This window comes from Pseudoalteromonas sp. A757 (genome assembly GCF_004103285.1).
Taxonomy (GTDB): domain Bacteria; phylum Pseudomonadota; class Gammaproteobacteria; order Enterobacterales; family Alteromonadaceae; genus Pseudoalteromonas; species Pseudoalteromonas galatheae.
Map to the genome: position 1 here is coordinate 206370 of NZ_QNQN01000068.1, position 18261 is coordinate 224630.

Annotated in this window: 15 protein-coding genes; 7 read left to right on the forward strand and 8 right to left on the reverse strand. The window is 41.4% G+C overall.

Annotated elements, in window-relative coordinates; all coding sequences use genetic code 11:
• Position 1: 1 nt before the first annotated feature.
• Together minD and minC are read right to left on the reverse strand one after the other, a co-directional pair.
• Positions 2–811: a septum site-determining protein MinD gene (minD, locus tag DRB05_RS11805; protein ID WP_095727585.1), complete on the reverse strand. Its 810-nt coding sequence runs from the start codon at positions 809–811 to the stop codon at positions 2–4.
• Positions 812–816: 5 nt separating this feature from the next.
• Positions 817–1521, reverse strand: a complete 705-nt coding sequence (gene minC, locus DRB05_RS11810; RefSeq protein ID WP_128727122.1) for a septum site-determining protein MinC — start codon at positions 1519–1521, stop codon at positions 817–819.
• Between the two features lie 135 nt (positions 1522–1656).
• Between minC and DRB05_RS11815 the strand changes: the two genes are divergently transcribed.
• Positions 1657–1938 (forward strand): YcgL domain-containing protein, encoded by a 282-nt coding sequence (locus DRB05_RS11815; RefSeq protein WP_128727123.1) that lies wholly within the window; start codon positions 1657–1659, stop codon positions 1936–1938.
• The gene (locus tag DRB05_RS11820) at positions 1935–2951 is read left to right on the forward strand and encodes a lytic murein transglycosylase (protein ID WP_128727124.1); all 1017 of its coding nucleotides are present in this window, start codon (positions 1935–1937) and stop codon (positions 2949–2951) included. The genes DRB05_RS11815 and DRB05_RS11820 overlap by 4 nt, the downstream gene beginning before the upstream one ends.
• Positions 2952–3115: 164 nt before the next feature.
• On the opposite strand, the gene DRB05_RS11825 is transcribed toward DRB05_RS11820, so the two are convergent.
• From DRB05_RS11825 to DRB05_RS11835, 3 genes are read right to left on the reverse strand one after another with little or no spacing between them, the layout of a single operon-like run.
• On the reverse strand, positions 3116–4114 hold the full coding sequence (locus DRB05_RS11825; RefSeq protein ID WP_128727125.1) for a cytochrome d ubiquinol oxidase subunit II: 999 nt from the start codon (positions 4112–4114) through the stop codon (positions 3116–3118).
• A complete protein-coding gene (locus tag DRB05_RS11830) occupies positions 4107–5453 on the reverse strand; it encodes a cytochrome ubiquinol oxidase subunit I (RefSeq protein WP_128727126.1) in 1347 nt (448 codons plus the stop codon). The genes DRB05_RS11825 and DRB05_RS11830 overlap by 8 nt, the downstream gene beginning before the upstream one ends.
• 15 nt (positions 5454–5468) lie before the next feature.
• The gene (locus tag DRB05_RS11835) at positions 5469–6014 is read right to left on the reverse strand and encodes a MarR family transcriptional regulator (RefSeq protein WP_128727127.1); all 546 of its coding nucleotides are present in this window, start codon (positions 6012–6014) and stop codon (positions 5469–5471) included.
• Between the two features lie 249 nt (positions 6015–6263).
• Between DRB05_RS11835 and DRB05_RS11840 the strand changes: the two genes are divergently transcribed.
• Positions 6264–7448: an ectonucleotide pyrophosphatase/phosphodiesterase gene (locus DRB05_RS11840; RefSeq protein ID WP_128727128.1), complete on the forward strand. Its 1185-nt coding sequence runs from the start codon at positions 6264–6266 to the stop codon at positions 7446–7448.
• Positions 7449–7663: 215 nt separating this feature from the next.
• Here the strand turns inward: DRB05_RS11840 and DRB05_RS11845 are convergent, their stop codons facing one another.
• Positions 7664–7858 carry a hypothetical protein gene (locus DRB05_RS11845; RefSeq protein WP_128727129.1) on the reverse strand — a complete coding sequence of 65 codons (195 nt, stop codon included), beginning with the start codon at positions 7856–7858 and terminating at the stop codon, positions 7664–7666.
• 229 nt (positions 7859–8087) lie between these two features.
• Here DRB05_RS11845 and DRB05_RS11850 point away from each other — a divergent pair, with 229 nt between their 5' ends.
• The 3 genes from DRB05_RS11850 (at position 8088) to DRB05_RS11860 (ending at position 13895) form a co-directional block, all read left to right on the forward strand.
• Positions 8088–9677, forward strand: coding sequence for a sensor domain-containing diguanylate cyclase (locus tag DRB05_RS11850; protein ID WP_128727130.1), 1590 nt, complete (start codon positions 8088–8090; stop codon positions 9675–9677).
• A gap of 95 nt (positions 9678–9772) precedes the next feature.
• A complete protein-coding gene (locus tag DRB05_RS11855) occupies positions 9773–11182 on the forward strand; it encodes a TIGR00366 family protein (protein WP_128727131.1) in 1410 nt (469 codons plus the stop codon).
• 166 nt (positions 11183–11348) lie between these two features.
• Complete coding sequence (locus DRB05_RS11860; protein WP_128727132.1) at positions 11349–13895, forward strand: GGDEF domain-containing phosphodiesterase; 2547 nt, start codon at positions 11349–11351, stop codon at positions 13893–13895.
• A 54-nt stretch (positions 13896–13949) separates the two neighbouring features.
• Here the strand turns inward: DRB05_RS11860 and hemH are convergent, their stop codons facing one another.
• The gene (gene hemH, locus DRB05_RS11865) at positions 13950–14969 is read right to left on the reverse strand and encodes a ferrochelatase (RefSeq protein ID WP_128727133.1); all 1020 of its coding nucleotides are present in this window, start codon (positions 14967–14969) and stop codon (positions 13950–13952) included.
• A 236-nt stretch (positions 14970–15205) separates the two neighbouring features.
• Here hemH and DRB05_RS11870 point away from each other — a divergent pair, with 236 nt between their 5' ends.
• On the forward strand, positions 15206–16759 hold the full coding sequence (locus DRB05_RS11870; protein ID WP_128727134.1) for a PAS domain-containing methyl-accepting chemotaxis protein: 1554 nt from the start codon (positions 15206–15208) through the stop codon (positions 16757–16759).
• A 68-nt stretch (positions 16760–16827) separates the two neighbouring features.
• Here DRB05_RS11870 and DRB05_RS11875 read toward each other — a convergent pair whose 3' ends face one another.
• Positions 16828–18036: a site-specific integrase gene (locus tag DRB05_RS11875; RefSeq protein ID WP_128727135.1), complete on the reverse strand. Its 1209-nt coding sequence runs from the start codon at positions 18034–18036 to the stop codon at positions 16828–16830.
• Between the last annotated feature and the right edge of the window lie 225 nt (positions 18037–18261).

Below are 18261 nucleotides of genomic sequence, written 5' to 3' on the forward strand. Positions count from 1 at the left end.
CTTACCCTCCAAAGATCCGCTTGAAGATACCTTTCTTCTCAACTTGCAAGAAGCGGAAATCGACGACTTCACCTAGTAAGCGGTTAATTGCATCGCTATACGCTTGGCCAGCATCGGACTCTTGGTCTAATATAACAGGCTGACCTGAGTTAGATGCATTGAGTACCGCTTTTGATTCAGGTATTACACCCAGTAAATCAATCGCTAGAATTTCTTTAACATCGTCTACAGACAACATTTCACCGCTGTCTACACGCTCTGGATTATAACGTGTCAGCAGTAAGTGTTCTTTAACCGGCTCTAGCCCCATTTCCGCACGCTTGGACTTACTTTGTAGAATCCCCAAAATGCGGTCTGAGTCACGAACAGATGACACCTCAGGGTTAGTAGTAACCACTGCTTCATCTGCAAAGTATAAAGCCATCATAGCACCCGCTTCAATACCAGCTGGTGAGTCGCAAATAATGAAATCAAATTCTTCTTTCATTTCATTTAACACACGCTCCACGCCTTCTCGAGTAAGAGCATCTTTGTCACGAGTTTGCGAAGCTGGAAGTATATACAGCTTCTCAACACGCTTATCTTTGATTAACGCTTGATTTAGATTAGCTTCGCCGTTGATGACATTAACAAAATCATACACCACGCGACGCTCGCATCCCATTATTAGGTCAAGGTTTCTAAGACCAATATCAAAATCGACAATGGCTGTTTTATAACCCTTTAGCGCTAAGCCAGTACCAATTGCTGCACTTGACGTTGTCTTACCAACACCGCCTTTACCTGAAGTTACGACAATAATTTTTGCCATCTGATTTATCCTTTGACCAAAGCTGTAATTTTTAATGATTCGTCTTGTTGTGTTATTTGAGCAGCTTGACCCCAGTGTTCACCTTGCAGTGAATCACTGATCCAATAACTCCCGTTTATAGACACTAGCTCAGCTTCTAAGCGTTGACAGAATATACTAGTGTCTTCTTGGCCTTGCGCACCTGCGATTGCACGACCACGCAACGTACCGTAAATGTGCACATTACCATCTGCGATAACTTCTGCACCGTGACTTACAGCACCTAGCACGATCAGATCGCGGTCTTTAGCATATATTTGCTGACCACTACGTACCGTTCCGTTCACAATTTGAGCAGGAAGATAAACTTGTTTTTCTATTACTTCAGCTGCTTGAGATTGCGATGGGGCACTCGGTTGCACATCCCTTGAATAGTTTAGTACAGAAAACCCGGCTTCTTTGGCTAAGTCGTGCTGACTTTGAGTACCGCTACATACACCCACTGGATTGAGCTGTAAATCGACCAGTGTTTGCTTTAACTCTTTGAATTCTACAGTTTGCTCCTGAACATCAGCTAAATTGACCACAATTGGTGCCCCTTGAAAAAATTTAGGTGCTTGCGAAATTTTGCTATCAAGATCTTGTCTTAACTTGGTCAGATCTAAAGAAAACAACTGTAGTACAGAGAGTGTAAATAGATTTCCTTTTAGTTCGAATGTTTGATTTGCCATATGTACTCAAATTTCTGTTACAACCGCCGCTAAAGCCTTATTTACCTGACTTTAGAGGGTAGTAAAACTTTCCACAACTTACTAATAGCATGGTATAGTGAGCGCCAATGATTAGCAAGAATTTATAGGCTTATAATGCTCACTGCCATATACAAAAGTCCAAAAAAAGCGGATACCTACCTTTTTGTAACCAAAAGAGATGATTTCTCCAACGTGCCTGCACCTTTAATGGAAACTTTTGGCACGCCGGTCTACGTCATGATGGTTGATCTTGCTAGAAGAACAAAGTTGGGTATTGCAGATCTTGATACGGTTAAGCAAAAGTTAACTGATGATGGTTTTTACTTGCAGCTTCCCCCTCACACAGAAAGTTTGCTAGATGAGTTTAAAAAGCAAAATGGAGTAACAGATTCGTGATAAAAAAAATTTCCCTATTAGTAGCCTCAGTTTGTTTGTCCACATCAGTTTTCGCCAACACTCAAGCCAAGTTTGATGAGTATCTTAATAATCTGAAACAAGAAGCAATTGAAAAGGGTTACTCGCAAAAATTAGTTGAGGACGCTTTTGCTACGGCAGTATTTAAGGAAAAGGTAATTAAGGCAGATAAAACCCAACCAGAAATTGTCGAGACATTAGAGACTTACTTACCAAAGCGCGTTCCTGAGTGGAAGGTAAAACAAGCTCGCAAACTTTATAAAGAACACCAAGAATCTTTAGAAAAGATAGCAAAAGAGTATGGTGTGCAGGCGCGCTTCATTGTTGCCCTATGGGGCCTTGAAAGTAACTTTGGCCGCATTCAAGGTGGTTACCCGGTTATTAGCGCTTTGGTAACGCTCGCTTTTGATGGTCGTCGAGAAGCTTTGTATAAAAGACAGCTATGGGCTGCACTGGATATTTTAAGAGACGGCCACATCGGCCTAGATGACTTTAAAGGCTCTTGGGCGGGAGCGATGGGGCAAACTCAATTTATGCCAACGTCATTCACTTCTTACGCAGTTGATTATAACAAAGATGGTCGTAAGGACATCTGGACCACACAAGAAGATGCGTTTGCTTCAATTGCAAACTATCTAAAAAGTGTGGGCTGGAACGATGATCTTACTTGGGGTCGCCAAGTACAGCTTCCAGAAGGTTTTGACACTAGCTACATTTTAAGGCGTGGCACCAAGTCACACAAAGAGTGGCTTAGTGAATGGCGTAAGTCAGAGCGTTCACTACAAGAGTGGCAAGCGCTTGGTCTTCGTAGAATGGACGGCACTGACTTACCTCAAGTGAATATCACTGCGGCATTAGTAATGCCAGATGACGCCAATGGCCGTATGTACCTTGCTTATGACAATTACAAGGCCTTGATGAACTGGAATAGATCTTATTACTTTGCCTCAAGCGTTGGATATCTATCTGACAGAATAGGTTATCCAAAAATCTAACGATCACGACACAACGACCAAGCCCGTTTTAGCAACGGGCTTTTTTATACACTTGGCTTGAAAATGCCTTAAACAAAATATAATTTAGCAAACTTTGTTTTTAGAATAATAAAAAAGGCAGCTTCCAACTCGCTGCCTTTTGGTTGGGCTAATGTATGCAAGTGTCAATAGTAGGACAAGGGTTGAACCTTGCCCCAAAAGACTCGGTACGAAAATAACGTGTATGCAATTAAGGTCGGCACCACAATCACTACGCCATATAATAAGAAGGTGAGAGCTGATGCGTCAGCAACCGCTTCAAAGATGGTCAGCTTGCCTGGTACCACAAACGGGTAAAAACTATAGACTAAGCCGAAGAAACAAAGTACAAAAATAAACGCTGATATGAGGAATGGCAGCCAAGCACCACTATTAGGTGACTTTGGCAACTTTTGTAACACAAGCTCTAAGATTACAAAAAGCGACAAACAGATGATTGGGGCAGGCATTACTACCAAAGCCATAGGTAGGTCAAACCACCGCTCGTAGATCCATTCATTAATAACTGGATTGATGATAGAAACAAGCAACACACCAACAAAAGCAACTCTCGCAAATTTTTTGCACCAACTGATTGCATCTTGCTGTAGTTTCCCTTCACACTTCATAATCAACCACGCTGAACCAATCAAGCCATACGCGCAAACAACACCGATCCCGCTAAAGATTGCAAATGCATGAGCAAGCGGTGTATTATCAAAGCCTATGACATAAAGTCCCAGCATGTATCCTTGTGCAAACGAAGTAAGTAACGACCCGAATTTAAACACTTTGTCCCACCGTCTTTGGCGTTTAACTCGCGCTTTTGCTCTGAAATCAAAAGCAACACCACGCATAATTAAGCCAAATAATAAGAAAACAACAGGAATGTAAAGCGCCTGCAAAATCATGCTATGGGCTTGAGGAAATGCGATAAATGCAAGGCCTACTGCCAAAACTAGCCAAGTTTCATTAGCATCCCAAAATGGACCAATTGAGGCAATCATAGTATCTGCTGTTTCTTTATCATCCAGTGGGATCATCATGCCAACGCCAAGGTCATAGCCATCTAATATTGCATAAACAAGCACAGCAAGTGCCATCAAACCTGCGTAGATGAGGGATAGATATTCCGGATTAAACACGAGTCACCTCCTCAGCGAATTCCTTCATGTCATATTCTTCCACCTCTACAGACTTGCTGGCAGTGTGGAATAAAGTGCGAATGTAAGCGTACAATAAGATTGCGTATATCGTTAGATAGCCAACCAGCGTAAATAGTACGTTTTCCGAGGCAATTGTAGTTACAGCATCTTCAACTCTCAAAACTCCACTAACAATGTAAGGCTGACGGCCAATTTCGGTGACATACCATCCCGCTAGAGTTGCTATCCAGCCAGAAAAGGTCATAGCTACAAGAGCCTTTAGTTGCCACTTGGGTAACTCACCTTTTTTCCACAGCGTAAACCGGGTAACAAACGCGACCAAAATCATCAGCATTCCCATACCAACCATAATTCTAAAGCCGAAAAAGACGGGCTTAACTGGTGGGTGTTCACCTTTGAATTCGTTAAGCCCTTTAATTTCACCATTAACGTCGTGGGTAAGAATAAAGCTAGCCATATTAGGAATGCCTATCGCAAAATCATTGCGCCTTTCTTCCTCGTTAGGAATCGCAAAGAGTAAGAGCGGTGCTCCTTTTTCTGTTTCCCATACTCCTTCCATTGCCGCAATTTTTTGTGGTTGATGTTTTAGCGTATTTAGGCCGTGTAAATCGCCGACAAAAGCCTGTATTGGAGTAAGAAGCGCTGCGACCGTCAAAGCCACTGTTAGCGCTTTTTTAGGTGCATGTTTTTCATCATTTTTGAGCATTCGATATGCACTGACACCGGCTATCAAGAACGAAGCAGTAAGTGCACTGGCCAGTAACATATGGAAGAAACGATATCCGAATGAAGGGTTGAAAATAACTTCAAACCAGTCAGTAGGGTACACAATTCCGTCTCTGAGCTCAAAGCCTGTCGGGGTTTGCATCCAACTGTTCAAAGACAAGATCCAAAATGCTGAAAGTGTTGTACCAATGGCTACAAGGAAAGTAGCTAAAGTATGTATTTTAGGTGGCACACGCTTCATTCCAAACAGCATTATCCCCAGAAATGTTGCTTCCATAAAAAATGCGGTCAGTACTTCGTAACCTAGTAAAGGACCAGCAATATTGCCGACTTTTTCCATAAATCCAGGCCAATTTGTACCGAACTGGAAAGACATAGTAATGCCGCTAACCACTCCAAGGGCAAAAGATAACGCAAAAATTTTGACCCAAAAGCGATAGGCCCGCAACCAAACGGGGTGGCCAGTCAAGTCATACTTGAGTTTAAAAAACGCCAGAAACCAAGCTAATGCGATGGTTATTGTGGGAAAGAGAATGTGAAAACTAATATTTGCCGCAAACTGTATTCGCGACAATAACAACGTATCAAGCATGACGCACCTCGCACTTTAAGACTTACGTAATAATTTATCCTTTAAATCTATTACTTTGCTCACTGAAGATCCGAGTTTCATCAACGACTGTAGTTGCTCTGGTGATAAGCGTTGAAGTTCGGCTGACCATTTAGTGACAGTTTCAAGTAGGTCATGAATGGATTGCATTTGCTGTTGAGCATATACTTCTTCTGGTGAGTTAGCGCTATCTAGGATTTGGTCTCGAAGTAAGGTGAGTGTTGGGTCAATTTCCCTTTTTCTTCTTTCTTCAAAAACACGGTTAGCTAAATCCCAAATAGACCCATTTGGAGAGTAGTACTCCTTGCGATCTCCTGGAACATGGTGAACTCTTACAAGTTGCCAAGATTGCAACTCTTTAATTCCCATACTCACGTTACCGCGTGAAATTTTTAACGCATCGGCGATTTCGTTCGCTGTCAATGGTTTTTCATTGATAACCAACAAGCCCACCATTTGTCCTATCGTTCTATTGAAACCCCAACGGCTTCCCATTTCGCCGCAATGAAGTACAAAATTTTCTATTTTTGGTGATAAGTTCATCGTTCTAAACTTTCAGTAATTATTGAAACTTTAATATAAAGGTCACTTTGACATAGATCAAGTATTAATTAAGCTCTACTTCAACATAGTGAAAGTTAACCTTCCCCGAATATCTATAATTGTCATCCACTGACCGCAAATCAATATAAATTTCAAATCATTGTGATTTAATGCGGCCGCAATCACACGGAACAAGCTGCATAGCCTCTTAATTTTGCAGCGGTACTCTTATGACATAGGAATTTATACATGCTCAAAATCCTTCTTTTCACTTTATCCATCTTTAGCTGTGCTGCATTTGCTGAGCGCGCCACAACTATATTGATCTCTATAGATGGTTTCAGATGGGATTACATCGAAAAGCACGACGCAAAGAATATAGCAAAGCTTGCCAAACAGGGCGTTCGTGTGACCAAGCTATGGCCTCAATACCCGACCAAAACCTTTCCAAACCACTTATCAATCGTAACAGGTTTAAAGCCAATCCATCATGGTATTGTTGATAACTATTTTTGCGATAAAAAACGTGATGAGTGTTATAAAATGGGGATGGGTAAAGTGGATAGCTCATGGATTAGCGGTATTCCTTTGTGGAACCTAGTGAAAATGCACGGGTATAAATCTGCCGCCTACTTTTGGCCTGAATCCGACGCTAGAATCAATGGTATGACACCAGACTATTATTATCATTATTCAAAACAAGCCGATTATAAAAACCGCCTTAATGAAATTCATAATTGGCTAAAATTACCGAAAAGCGAAAAGCCATTGTTTGTTGCCAGCTATTTTTCTCTAGTAGATACCATGGGCCATGGATATGGACCAGATCATGAAAAAACAAAAGAAGCTGTACAATTTATTGACGGCTTAATTGGTGATTTCATCGCGACTCTAAAGAAGGACAAAATCAAAGTAAACTTAGTACTCGTTTCTGATCACGGTATGACAAGCGTAGAGCCTAGCAAAGCCGTGCTACTTGAAGACCTAGATATACCTGAAGATTGGACGATAAAAAATAGCGGAACGAGAGTATCACTTTATGCGCTAGGCAATAAATCTCTTGAAAAAGGAGTGCTTATAAAGCAGTTACGTGAAAAAGCTAAAGGCCGTTATGATGTTTTAACTAAAGCGCAAAAGTTACAACTCAATGGAGGTGAATCACCTCGAATAGGTGATATTATTTTACAAGCTAAAGCGCCAATCGTATTTATGGGCCGAGGTAAGCATAGCTATTATGGCACTCATGGTTACGAAGTAACGCCCGATATGGCAGCATTCTTTGTTGCACATGGCCCAGCCTTTAAATCAGGCTTAACGATAACACAAGCAAGCAATTTAGAGGTTTACCCAACGCTTTCACATATTATGGGGCTCAAACCGCTCAATAAGCTTGATAGTAAGGGAGAAAACTTAATGAAGTTAGTTAGAAAATAACCCATTTTTTTAACTGTTCAGTGTCAATGATCAATCCTTGGCACTGAACTAGGTTAATCTGTAATCAATACCAATTTGTCTTAACAGTTGCTCAAAGTGGAGGAACAAACATGCCGCTAACTGCGTTAAAAATCTTCTATCTAGTTCGACTAACCAAGTTTTTTCGCCTCAACGTAGGTCTCATTATTAAGCAAATTGATACAAAACAGTAAAGGTTACTTTTTGTTTGTAGACTTCTTACTTGTAGACTTCATCAATCGCCTTGCTAAGGCAAATACGATATACACTAACACCAAGGAGTTGAGGACAAGCAATGCATCTCTATCAGATACAAACATCCAGATTGCCGCAAGCGCGAGACTTGCCAGTGTAAAGTGACCAACGAGTGGGTTAGTAGTCTTTTTCTTCATTAGTGTTTCGCTGTATTCATGTTCAGATTATTTTACACCCGAGAACAGCGACAATACCAATAATCTGTTAAAAAAACTAAATATTTCTAGCCATCTGGTTATAATGCGGGCACAAAAAATGTGGGCATTGCTATTCGTTATTGGTCAGACCAGAGTTTGATATAGATTAACTATTTCTCTAATGTGAATAGCTAAAATGACATGGAAGTACATTAAAAGAGAGTTTTTAGTGGCACATATTAATAAAGCGAAACATTGGTTAGACTTAAAAAAGCTAATACTTATTCTTGCAACACTATGCGTACTAGCTTCGTTATTTAACGCATTATTTTCCAGTTATCAAGTGCAAAAACAAGTGATGGTGAAGGATACACTAGAAGCAAACCGCGCTTATGCAACTAAGTTAGCCGATGTTACCGATCTTTTCTTACAGTCGGTTCTGATGCAGTTAAAAGCCTCGGGTGAAACTATCGTCTCACACTTGGATAGCCCGGAATTGATAAATAACGAGCTTAAGCAAATGCTTACTCGAACTCATAGCTTTGATTCCATTGTCTTGGTCAATGCGCAAGGAGAAATCATAGGAGCTCAACCCAGCTCACTCGGGGTCGTTGGGACAACGCTTATAAATGAAGCCGAAACTTCGCCATTGCGTGAGCAGGCGCCTTTTATTGTCGGACCTTTTGTCTCTCCTGCGGGCAATTTGATGGTTAGTCCAACGCATCCAATGTTTGATAACAAAGGGAATTTTGCCGGCTTTATCGCAGCGGGCATTTACCTAAAAGGAGACAATATATTAGGTCGGCTTCTTGCAAACCACCATCATCAAGATAAAACCTATATTTTTGTGACAGGGCCAAACGGCAAACTTATCTATCATCACGACGATCACCGCATAGGACAGGATGTCACTGACAATGAAGTAGTGGGATCACTACTTCAGAAAGTCTCAGGTTCGACTCAAGTCGTCAACACTCAAGGAGTTGCAATGCTTGCTGGTTATGCTTTGGTGCCTACAAGCGACTGGGGCGTAGTTGCACAGCGCCCGCTGGAAGTGACCATGTCGCATCTCTCAAACACCATGAAGCACGTACTTAAAACTACAGTGCCATTTACCGTGTTTTTACTCATTTGCGTTCTAGGGCTCGGCTCATTCATAGCAAAGCCCTTATGGAGACTGGCTAAGCTTTCGGAGCAAGTTCAGGATGGCCGAAATATCGACTTCCCACATGTACCAACGTGGTACTACGAAGCAACATGGTTATATCAAGCGATGCGAAGTAGTGTAAAAAATTTAGGAGCACAAATCCAACGCTTCGATGATGAGCGGAAACAAGACCAGCTTACACATTTGTTTAACCGACGCGGAATGGAGAAGTGGCTTGAATCGGCCTATGAGCAACGAATTCCTTTTAGCATTATTGCACTTGATATAGACCACTTTAAGAAAGTAAACGACACCTATGGTCACGATGTTGGTGATATTGTAATACAAAAGCTCGCCGAATTAATGCGCACCAATGCCCGCGAGCAAGATCATCTGTGCCGAAGCGGAGGCGAGGAATTTTTAATGTTTCTTCCTCATGTAGATATCAATAAGGCGGGAAACATTGCAGAGCGCTTACGTGCATGCACTGCTGAAACTCAATTTGATGAAGCGGGGCATATCACGATTTCTCTTGGGATTTCTCACTGGCCATTGTGTTCTGATGATTTGCATCACGCGCTTAAACTTGCAGATCGTAGCCTTTATCAGGCCAAGGCCAATGGTAGAAACCGCGTTGAGCACGCCGTTTTAGCTAACCACAATGTAGCATAATTGGAAATCTGATATTAAAAAGTGAAATTTGCTCCGAATATCGGTAAGATGCGTTGCAATTTTTATCGTTACCTTTATTTGGAGCTGTACTTTCCATGGCAAAAACATTGAAAGTTCCTCATACGCTAGTCTTGCTGCTAGGTATGATGCTAATTGCACTGCTGTCGACCTGGATTATTCCACAAGGTTTTTTTGATACCGCAACCACAGACTCAGGTAGACAAGTTGTACTTGCTGGTACCTACCATATCGCAGATGAGTCCGTTCGTCTTACTCCTTGGGATCTATTAAAAGCTATCCCTCGTGCTTTTGCTGCTGCACAAGACGTAATCTTCTTTGTGATGATAGTCGGCGGTGTACTCGCTATTGCGCGCGCAACAGGCACTGTTGATGCGCTAATTGGCCGCTTACTTGAAAAAAATGGTGATAAGCCGCAAAAACTCATTTTTATGGTTGTGTTCTGTTTTGCAATCGCGTCAAGCGCTATCGGTACTGCCGGAGAATACATTCCTTTTGTACTTATTTTGGTAGCACTTTGTAAAGCGATGAAATTAGATGCCATGACCGCGGTAGGCATGATTATCGCTGGCTACGGTATTGGTTACGGTGTCTCAGCATTTAACCCATTTACGGTATTAATCGCCCAACAAATCGCTGAAGTCCCAGTATATTCAGGTATTTGGTTACGATTTGCGATTTTTATTCCATTTGTCTTAATTGGATTTCATCATGTATGGAACTATTCAAAAAAGGTACAGCAAAACCCCGAATATTCTATGATGAAAGGCGTGCCTTGCCCACTTGCGGGTCAGGAAGCTCCTAGCTATCCACAGCTTAATGGTCGTCATAGAACTATTTTGCTGACTTTCGTTGTGACTCTCGTGTGTGCGGTTTGGGGGATTGCAACTCAAGGATGGTATCTATACGAGCTAGGTGGCTTATTTATCGCGTGGGGTGTCGTTATTTCAATCCTTGGTAAACTTTCAGCAGATGAAGCAGCAAATCGATTTATCGAAGGAGTCTCTGACCTTGTTACTACCGCTGTACTTATTGGTGTAGCTCGTGGTATTGCACTTATTCTTGAGGATGGTCAAATCCTGCACACCATCGTACATGGCCTTTCTACACCACTTTCTTATGTAGCTGCGGAAATTTCGGCGGTGGGTATGTTAATTATCCAAACGCTTTTAAATATGTTCATACCATCGGGCTCTGGTCAGGCTTATGTCACTATGCCATTGATGGTTCCAGTGGGTGATTTAGTTGGGGTACCAAGACAAGTTGCAGTGCTGGCCTATCAATTTGGTGATGGTTTCTCCAATATGATAGTACCAACTAATGCAGTATTAATGGGGATCCTTGGTATGGCAGGGGTTCCTTATACGCATTGGTTTAAATTCTGCATGCCGTTAATGGCTAAACTTATGCTGGCTGCCGCAACTGTGCTAGTGCTCGCGGTTATGTTTGGCTACGGCCTTGACGTACAACCGCAAATTACCGGCTAATCTCCCTAAAGTAAGATGGCGTCTACTGACGCTATCTTCTTACCACTGACCACCAACCATCACTCAAAGCAAATTTATTGATCTGAGTTTATATTCTATGTAGTTTAATGAACTATTATTATCTATTAAACACAGCTCTTGGTTAGGATTGGCCCTACAGACTTCTATGAATTTATCGTTTAGCCATTTTTACAATATGACATCCACCAGCCAGCGTTATCAATTTGCCTTAAAGCAATTGTACGAGTGCTTTGATGCTGATCACTGCTTTGTGGGTAAGTTTATCGATAACGACAAACGTGTAAAAACCGTGATGTACCTTGCGGATGGTGAAGAAGTCGACAATATCATTTATGACCTAGAAGGCACGCCATGCTTTGACGCGAAGGCAAGTAATGGCGTTTGCAGTGTTACCAGTGGCCTACAACAACTTTATGAAGAGGATGAAATTCTTCGAGTCCTCAGTATAGAAGGATATTTAGGAGTAACGCTAAGAGCGTTAGATCATACTCCAATCGGTATCATGGTCTGTTTATTTAACAAGGAACAACATGTTAGCCGTGAAGAGAAACTATGGTTTCAAGAGCTAGGACACCTGATCTCAACCGAGCTTAGTCATAACTTAGAGCTAAATAAACAAGGTATTTTGCTCAAACAGCTTGCAAAAGGCGAGCAGATAGCAGATTTATGTACTTGGACTTGGCAGCTTAAACAAAACAAACACTATTTTTCCTCTCATTTAAATCATTTGCTGAAAACACAAGCAGATTCACCTTCATTATCGTTACTTCTTGATAAGCTCATGATAGAAGATAGTGAAAGGTTAAGAGTTGCATTGGAAAAGGTAAGGTTAGGTGCTGTTCGTAATATAGATTTACAAGTTTCGTTAGCGTCACGGACAGAACATCATGGTCTACTGCGAATTATCGGACAGGTTGAGCCTGATGATCAAAACATAGATGATGTAATCTTCACCGCAACCATACAAGATATTAGTTACATTTCTTCGCTTAATAAACAGCTTGAGCTGACCAATGTTGTCTTCGAGCATGCCACTGAAGCGATTATGATCACCAACAATGACAATAAAATTATTATGGTGAATCGTGCATTTGAGCGCTTAACGGGCTACACAGGCTATGAATTGTTAGGGCAAGACCCTGCAGTTCTTTCCTCTGGTAAGCAAGACAAATCTTTTTATGAAGCCATGTGGGCGTCGTTGAGTACACTTGGTCATTGGAAAGGGGAGATCCATAATCGTCGTAAAAATGGTCAAATTTACCCTGAAGAGCTAACGCTCAGTGTCGTCAAAGACGAGCATGGTAAAATCGCTAACTATGTTGGCATTTTTAGAGACATTACTGAGTGGAAGCGTAACGAGTCCCAACTCACCTTTTACGCCAACCATGAGCCGCTAACAGCACTTTTAAATCGCCGCAGCTTTATGCAGCGCCTAGAAGAGCAGATCTCAGGTTCTAGAAGTAACAATACCAGTTGCTCACTACTTTTTATTGGCTTGGATAGGTTTAAAGAAGTCAACGATGTTTTTGGCCCGGAGATTGGCGATAAGGTACTTATATCTGTTGCAAAACGATTAAAAAATGCCGTTCGACAAAATGATATTATCGCAAGGTATGGTGGTGATGAATTTGCGCTATTGCTCACTCATAGCGATGTAGAAAGTGCACTTAAAGTTGCCCAGAAGCTTTCACAGAAACTCTCTCAACCTTATGTATTTAATGAAATTACCATTGAAGTTACTTGCTCGACGGGAGTTGCACAACTCGAAGCAGGTTCACGGATCACCGCTGCAAATTTATTGAGAAACGCGGCGCATGCACTTAACAGTGTGAAAAAAACTGAGCGCGGGCAGGTAGCCCTACACAATGCGGCAATTCAAAACGCCTATTTAAACAAAATAAAGCTTAAGGACAAGTTGAAACAAGCACTTAAAGAAAGATCGCTAACTGTATACTACCAGCCAATCGTAAATGCTGACACAAATCACATCACAAAGTTTGAAGCACTAGTGCGTTGGTTTGATGATGAATACGGCATGGTGTCGCCCGGCACTTTTATTCCTATTGCTGAAGAGTTTGGTCTTATCCATTTAGTTGGACAGTTTGTGCTTGAGCGTAGCTGTCAAGACTTAGCAAAAATTCATCATGCTGGTTTCACAAATATAGGGATTTCTATTAATCGTTCCGTTAGCGAGTTTAAAGCCAGTATTAATCAGGTGAAGTTAATCACCTGTGCTATTGAAAAAGCCAAGATCCCGTATGAAGCAATTACCATTGAAGTAACTGAATCACTTGCCACGAATCGCTATACATGGAAAACGCTCAACCAACTAAGAGAACATGGCGTCAAAGTTTCACTTGATGATTTTTGTACTGGCTATTCGTCATTAAGTAACTTAATAGAAAATCAGGTCGATTACCTAAAAATAGATAAAAGCTTTGTTGACAGCTTAATGTCTGATTACAACAAACAAGTAATGATAGACTGCCTTATAAAGCTGAGTGATCAATTGGGGATTGGAGTGATAGCAGAGGGGGTTGAGCAATTCACTCAACTTGAAAAGCTGCGAGAGCTCGGCTGCCATCACATTCAAGGGTTCTTTTACAGTCCGGCGAAACCGATTGAAGCTTGTCTGGAGTTATTAACAACAAATGCTTTTGCAGAGCAAACACAAAGTGCTGTTGAAAAGTAAGGTGTGATGATTTGATATCACACCTTAAAAAGTATGGTTACTACTGAGCCTTTATTACAATAGGGGCTTTATCAAAGCAGTTATCGCTTTAATGTGGTCATCACGCTCGTTTAACGCAGGAATATAGCGGTACTTTTCACCGCCAGCAGACTCAAAGACCTCGCGGTTTTCTACTTCCAACTCTTCTAACGTTTCCAAGCAATCTGCACTAAAAGCCGGACTTAATATTGCGACGTTTTTAATACCTTGACTCGGAAAGCTCTCAAGTGTTTTGTCCGTATAGGGTTGCAACCATTCTGCTTTGCCAAAACGACTTTGGAAGGTTGTCATCACTTTTTCTTTATCAAGATTGAGTTTTTCAACAACTAATCGAGTCGTTTGCTGACAAAAACAATGATACGGATCGCCTCTATCTAGAAATAGTTTTGGTGTACCATGATATGAAAAAACCAGTTTATCTGGCTCACCATTCGCCTTAAGGTCCTCCCTAATGGAGTTAGCTAAAGACTCTATATAAAGGGGGTGTTTATGATAGCCATTAATAAAATGCAGTTCGGGAACCCAGCGCCAGCCCCTAAGCACTTTGGAGATCTGATCAAAGGTTGAGCCTGTTGTCGCGCTGGAGTATTGAGGATATAGCGGCACAACGATAATGCGAGAAACACCTTTTTCTCTTAACTTTTCAAGCCCAGATTCAATCGATGGGTTACCATAGCGCATCGCGAGTTCAACTTCTATCTCTTCAAAGCCTTCACTTCGTAGTTGCTTTTCTATTTTATCAGTTTGCGCTCGACTAATGGTAATCAACGGAGAGCCTGCATCGGTCCAAATTGATTGATAGGCATGGGCTGATTTTTTAGGACGAACACGTAGAATAATCCCATGCAAAATGATTAACCAAATTAGTCTTGGAATTTCAACGATTCGGGGGTCGGAGAGGAACTCAGCTAGATAAACTCTAAGTGCTTTAGCCGTTGGTGCATCAGGGCTACCTAAATTCGTAATAAGAATACCCGTTTTGGAATTAAATCGGCCTTCATGGGGGTTATCTGTAATGGCTGAAAAGCGAGACACCTAACGCTCCTTAGATTATCATTTTAATAGAGTTATTTTACAAGAAAGCCTATACGGGAGTAAGCCTAATTTCGATCTAAACTGGCATAAATCAATTTGCGACCAAAATTAACTCACACTATAGTTGTAATTATCATTAATTAGCCCCGTCTCTATTGCTATTCGGGGGTTGAGGGCGTATTTTCCTGAAAATCTTTAAGGGAAAATCAATTTTTTGTTAGTTTTGGACTAGTCTAATGAGAACCAACCACCCAGTAACGCAAAGAGAAAAGACCTTTTCTCGCGATGTAAAACTCATCTCTGTCACCGATCTAAAAGGTAATATCGTTGATTGCAATCAAGCTTTTATCGATGTTAGTGGTTTTACACGTGATGAGCTTGTTGGTCAACCTCATAATATAGTACGACATCCAGATATGCCACCTCTAGCGTTTCACACGATGTGGAAGCAGCTTAAAACAGGCAAACCATGGATGGGGATCGTAAAAAATCGCTGTAAAAATGGTGATCACTATTGGGTTGATGCTTATGTAACGCCAATAACGGAAAACGGCAAAATCATTGGTTACGAATCAGTTAGAAGCTGCCCAGATAGGGCTACGGTTGAACGAGCAAGTCAACTTTACACCAGCGTTAATACCAATAAGGGAAGCGGTATCCGCCTTCCAAAATTACGTGTGATTTGGCCAGTATTTAACATCGCTTCGTCCCTTGCGCTTTGGTATTTTGCCTCAGAGTCTGCAGGATTTTTCTGGTTAATGGCGAATATGCTCGCGTATTCTGCCTATGCGACTTGGCGCGATAAGGAACAGTTGAGACGTCTGGAATCTGAGCTGTCACACAGCTTTTGCGATGAAATATCCGAGCAAGTTTACTCAACTTGGGATGGCACCATGGGGTCAATCCAAGTACGCTTGAAAAGTGAAAGGGCACACCTAGATACAATTCTCACCCGTGTTGAACATGCTGCACAGAACGTATCAAAAGGAGCCCACACAGCAAGTAAAGAAGCGCGGGCCACCTATGCTGATTTACAAAAGCAGCAAACTGAGACAGAACTTGTTGCCACTGCTATGAACGAAATGACAACAACCATCAACGATGTATCTAACAGTGTGCAACTGAGTGCTAAAGATGCTCAAAACTCCCTTGATTTGACTTCTCAAACTGAAAAAATCGCTAATAAAACCAAAGTTGCCTTTGGTGATTTGAGTAACACGATTGCCGACATACGCAACTCTGTTGAAGGCGTCTCTAAACAAACTGATAAAATTGCTGCAGCCGCACAAATTATCGAACAAATCGCAGAGCAAACAAATTTGCTAGCACTAAATGCGGCAATTGAAGCTGCGCGAGCTGGCGAACAAGGTAGGGGGTTTGCCGTAGTTGCTGATGAGGTTAGGCATCTTGCACAACGCACTCAAGAGTCGACAAAAGAGATCCATGCAATTATTGAACAACTAACCAGCAGCACACAAGCGTCTGTAAATATTGCTCAGCAAGGTCAAGAAGAATCGCTCCATGGTATTGAGCAATTGAATCAAAGCACTGATATGCTTCAACAAATCACTCAAGCTGTTATTCAAATTAGTGACATGTCGATGCAAATTGCAACTTCGGTTGAGCAACAAGCGACTGTGTCTGATGACATAAATCAGCAAGTAGTGAATATTGCCCAGCTTGCGAACAACAGTCTAGATAGTGCAGACAAAGTACACCAAGAGAGTAAAGATCTAGAAACTACAGCAAAAGAAATGCATGAATTGATTATTCGTTTTAAGCGTAAGTGAGTTTTAGCATAGTGCACTTATTCTTTGAAGACTCAAAAGGACGTTCTCGAATGTCCTTTTTCTTATATTTAAATCTTCCGTTTTAAGCCCGATTTGGCGCGTTCTTTAATATTGGTTTGAATATAAATTTGATCTGTTGTTGCGATTTTGGCGTGACCTAAATCTTCAGATAGATGTTTTAGCGGGCGGTGCTGCGCATCATGTGTCGCACCTGTATGTCTTAGCCAGTGTGAAGTTGCGGCTTCGAGTTGCTCTGATTCTTCCGTAAAGCCATCTTCTTTTAGTTTAGCCACTGCTAAGTCAAAACTTTGCTGAACAATACGGCGTAATTGACGAACGTTCATACCGCCTTGACCCCTTAGTTTATGAACAATTGGGTAGGGCTCATCAACGCGAGGCAGGGCGCTTAATCCTCGGTACTGCCGGTAACGCTTTAAATAACCGATAAAGTCTTCGCTAAGCGTTACATCCCTTAGCTTATTGCCTTTACCCATAATTCTTAGGTACCAAAAATCATCTTGATCCTGCCAAAAATGGCTCATTACCGGTGACCAATGAGGACGGTCTGACAGCTCTGAAATACGTAAATACAAACCCTTTAAACAAGCTAATACAAAGAGATTCCGTTCAAGGTCTGGTTGCTGTTCACTTAAATCACGAGTTACACCAAAAACATATTCCCATTGCAAATCACTCAGCGTATCAGGAAGATTGATTTGCGATTGAACAACTAAATACGGGCTATTTTTTTTAACTACCGGAACAAAATTAGCGAACGACTTTTCTTCTAAAATAGCGAACTTGTAAAACACATTCAGCGCGGTAAACATCGCGGCTAACGTTTGCTGGCTAGCGCCATTTTCTTTGAGAACAAATGGCCGCCAATTTTCGTTAACCTGACGGATACCTTGGTTTTGTTTATAACGCCACTGTACAGAAGTTTGCGTCCATGCTTTATCAGGCTCAACCACAAAATCCACATACGCCTCGATATCTTCCCGTTTAAGCTCAAACACTGACTTCTCAGCAACCAGCCATGACCATAAATAAAAACGTTCAAGCTCATTACGAAAGCGGTTAAAAGTTGCTTCAGACTTACGACCGTAAACATACAAAAACTGAAATAAAAACTGCAGCTCGTTATCTACTGGTAATAATTTACCATGGCGAGCCAAAAATTTTTTCAGCTCGGGATATTCATGCGCAAGCGTATCATCTTCAAGGTGGGCGATTTGATACCTAAGCTGCTTTAAGGTGTCGACCAATGGTAAAATCATGATAAGTCCGATATTGGTTAGTATTGGACATATTATAGTGACACCTATACATGTTATGCAATACTGTATAAATAAGCCTATAATTTACGTTATGTTAAATAGGTTAAATACCGACATTTTGCCGGTCTATTATCTATTCAACAAAGCAAAAACGAAAAAAGCGAGGGTTTCCCCTCGCCTTGTCTACTGTCTACGTGTTTCTGTATTTATTCACAGTAGTTCGCT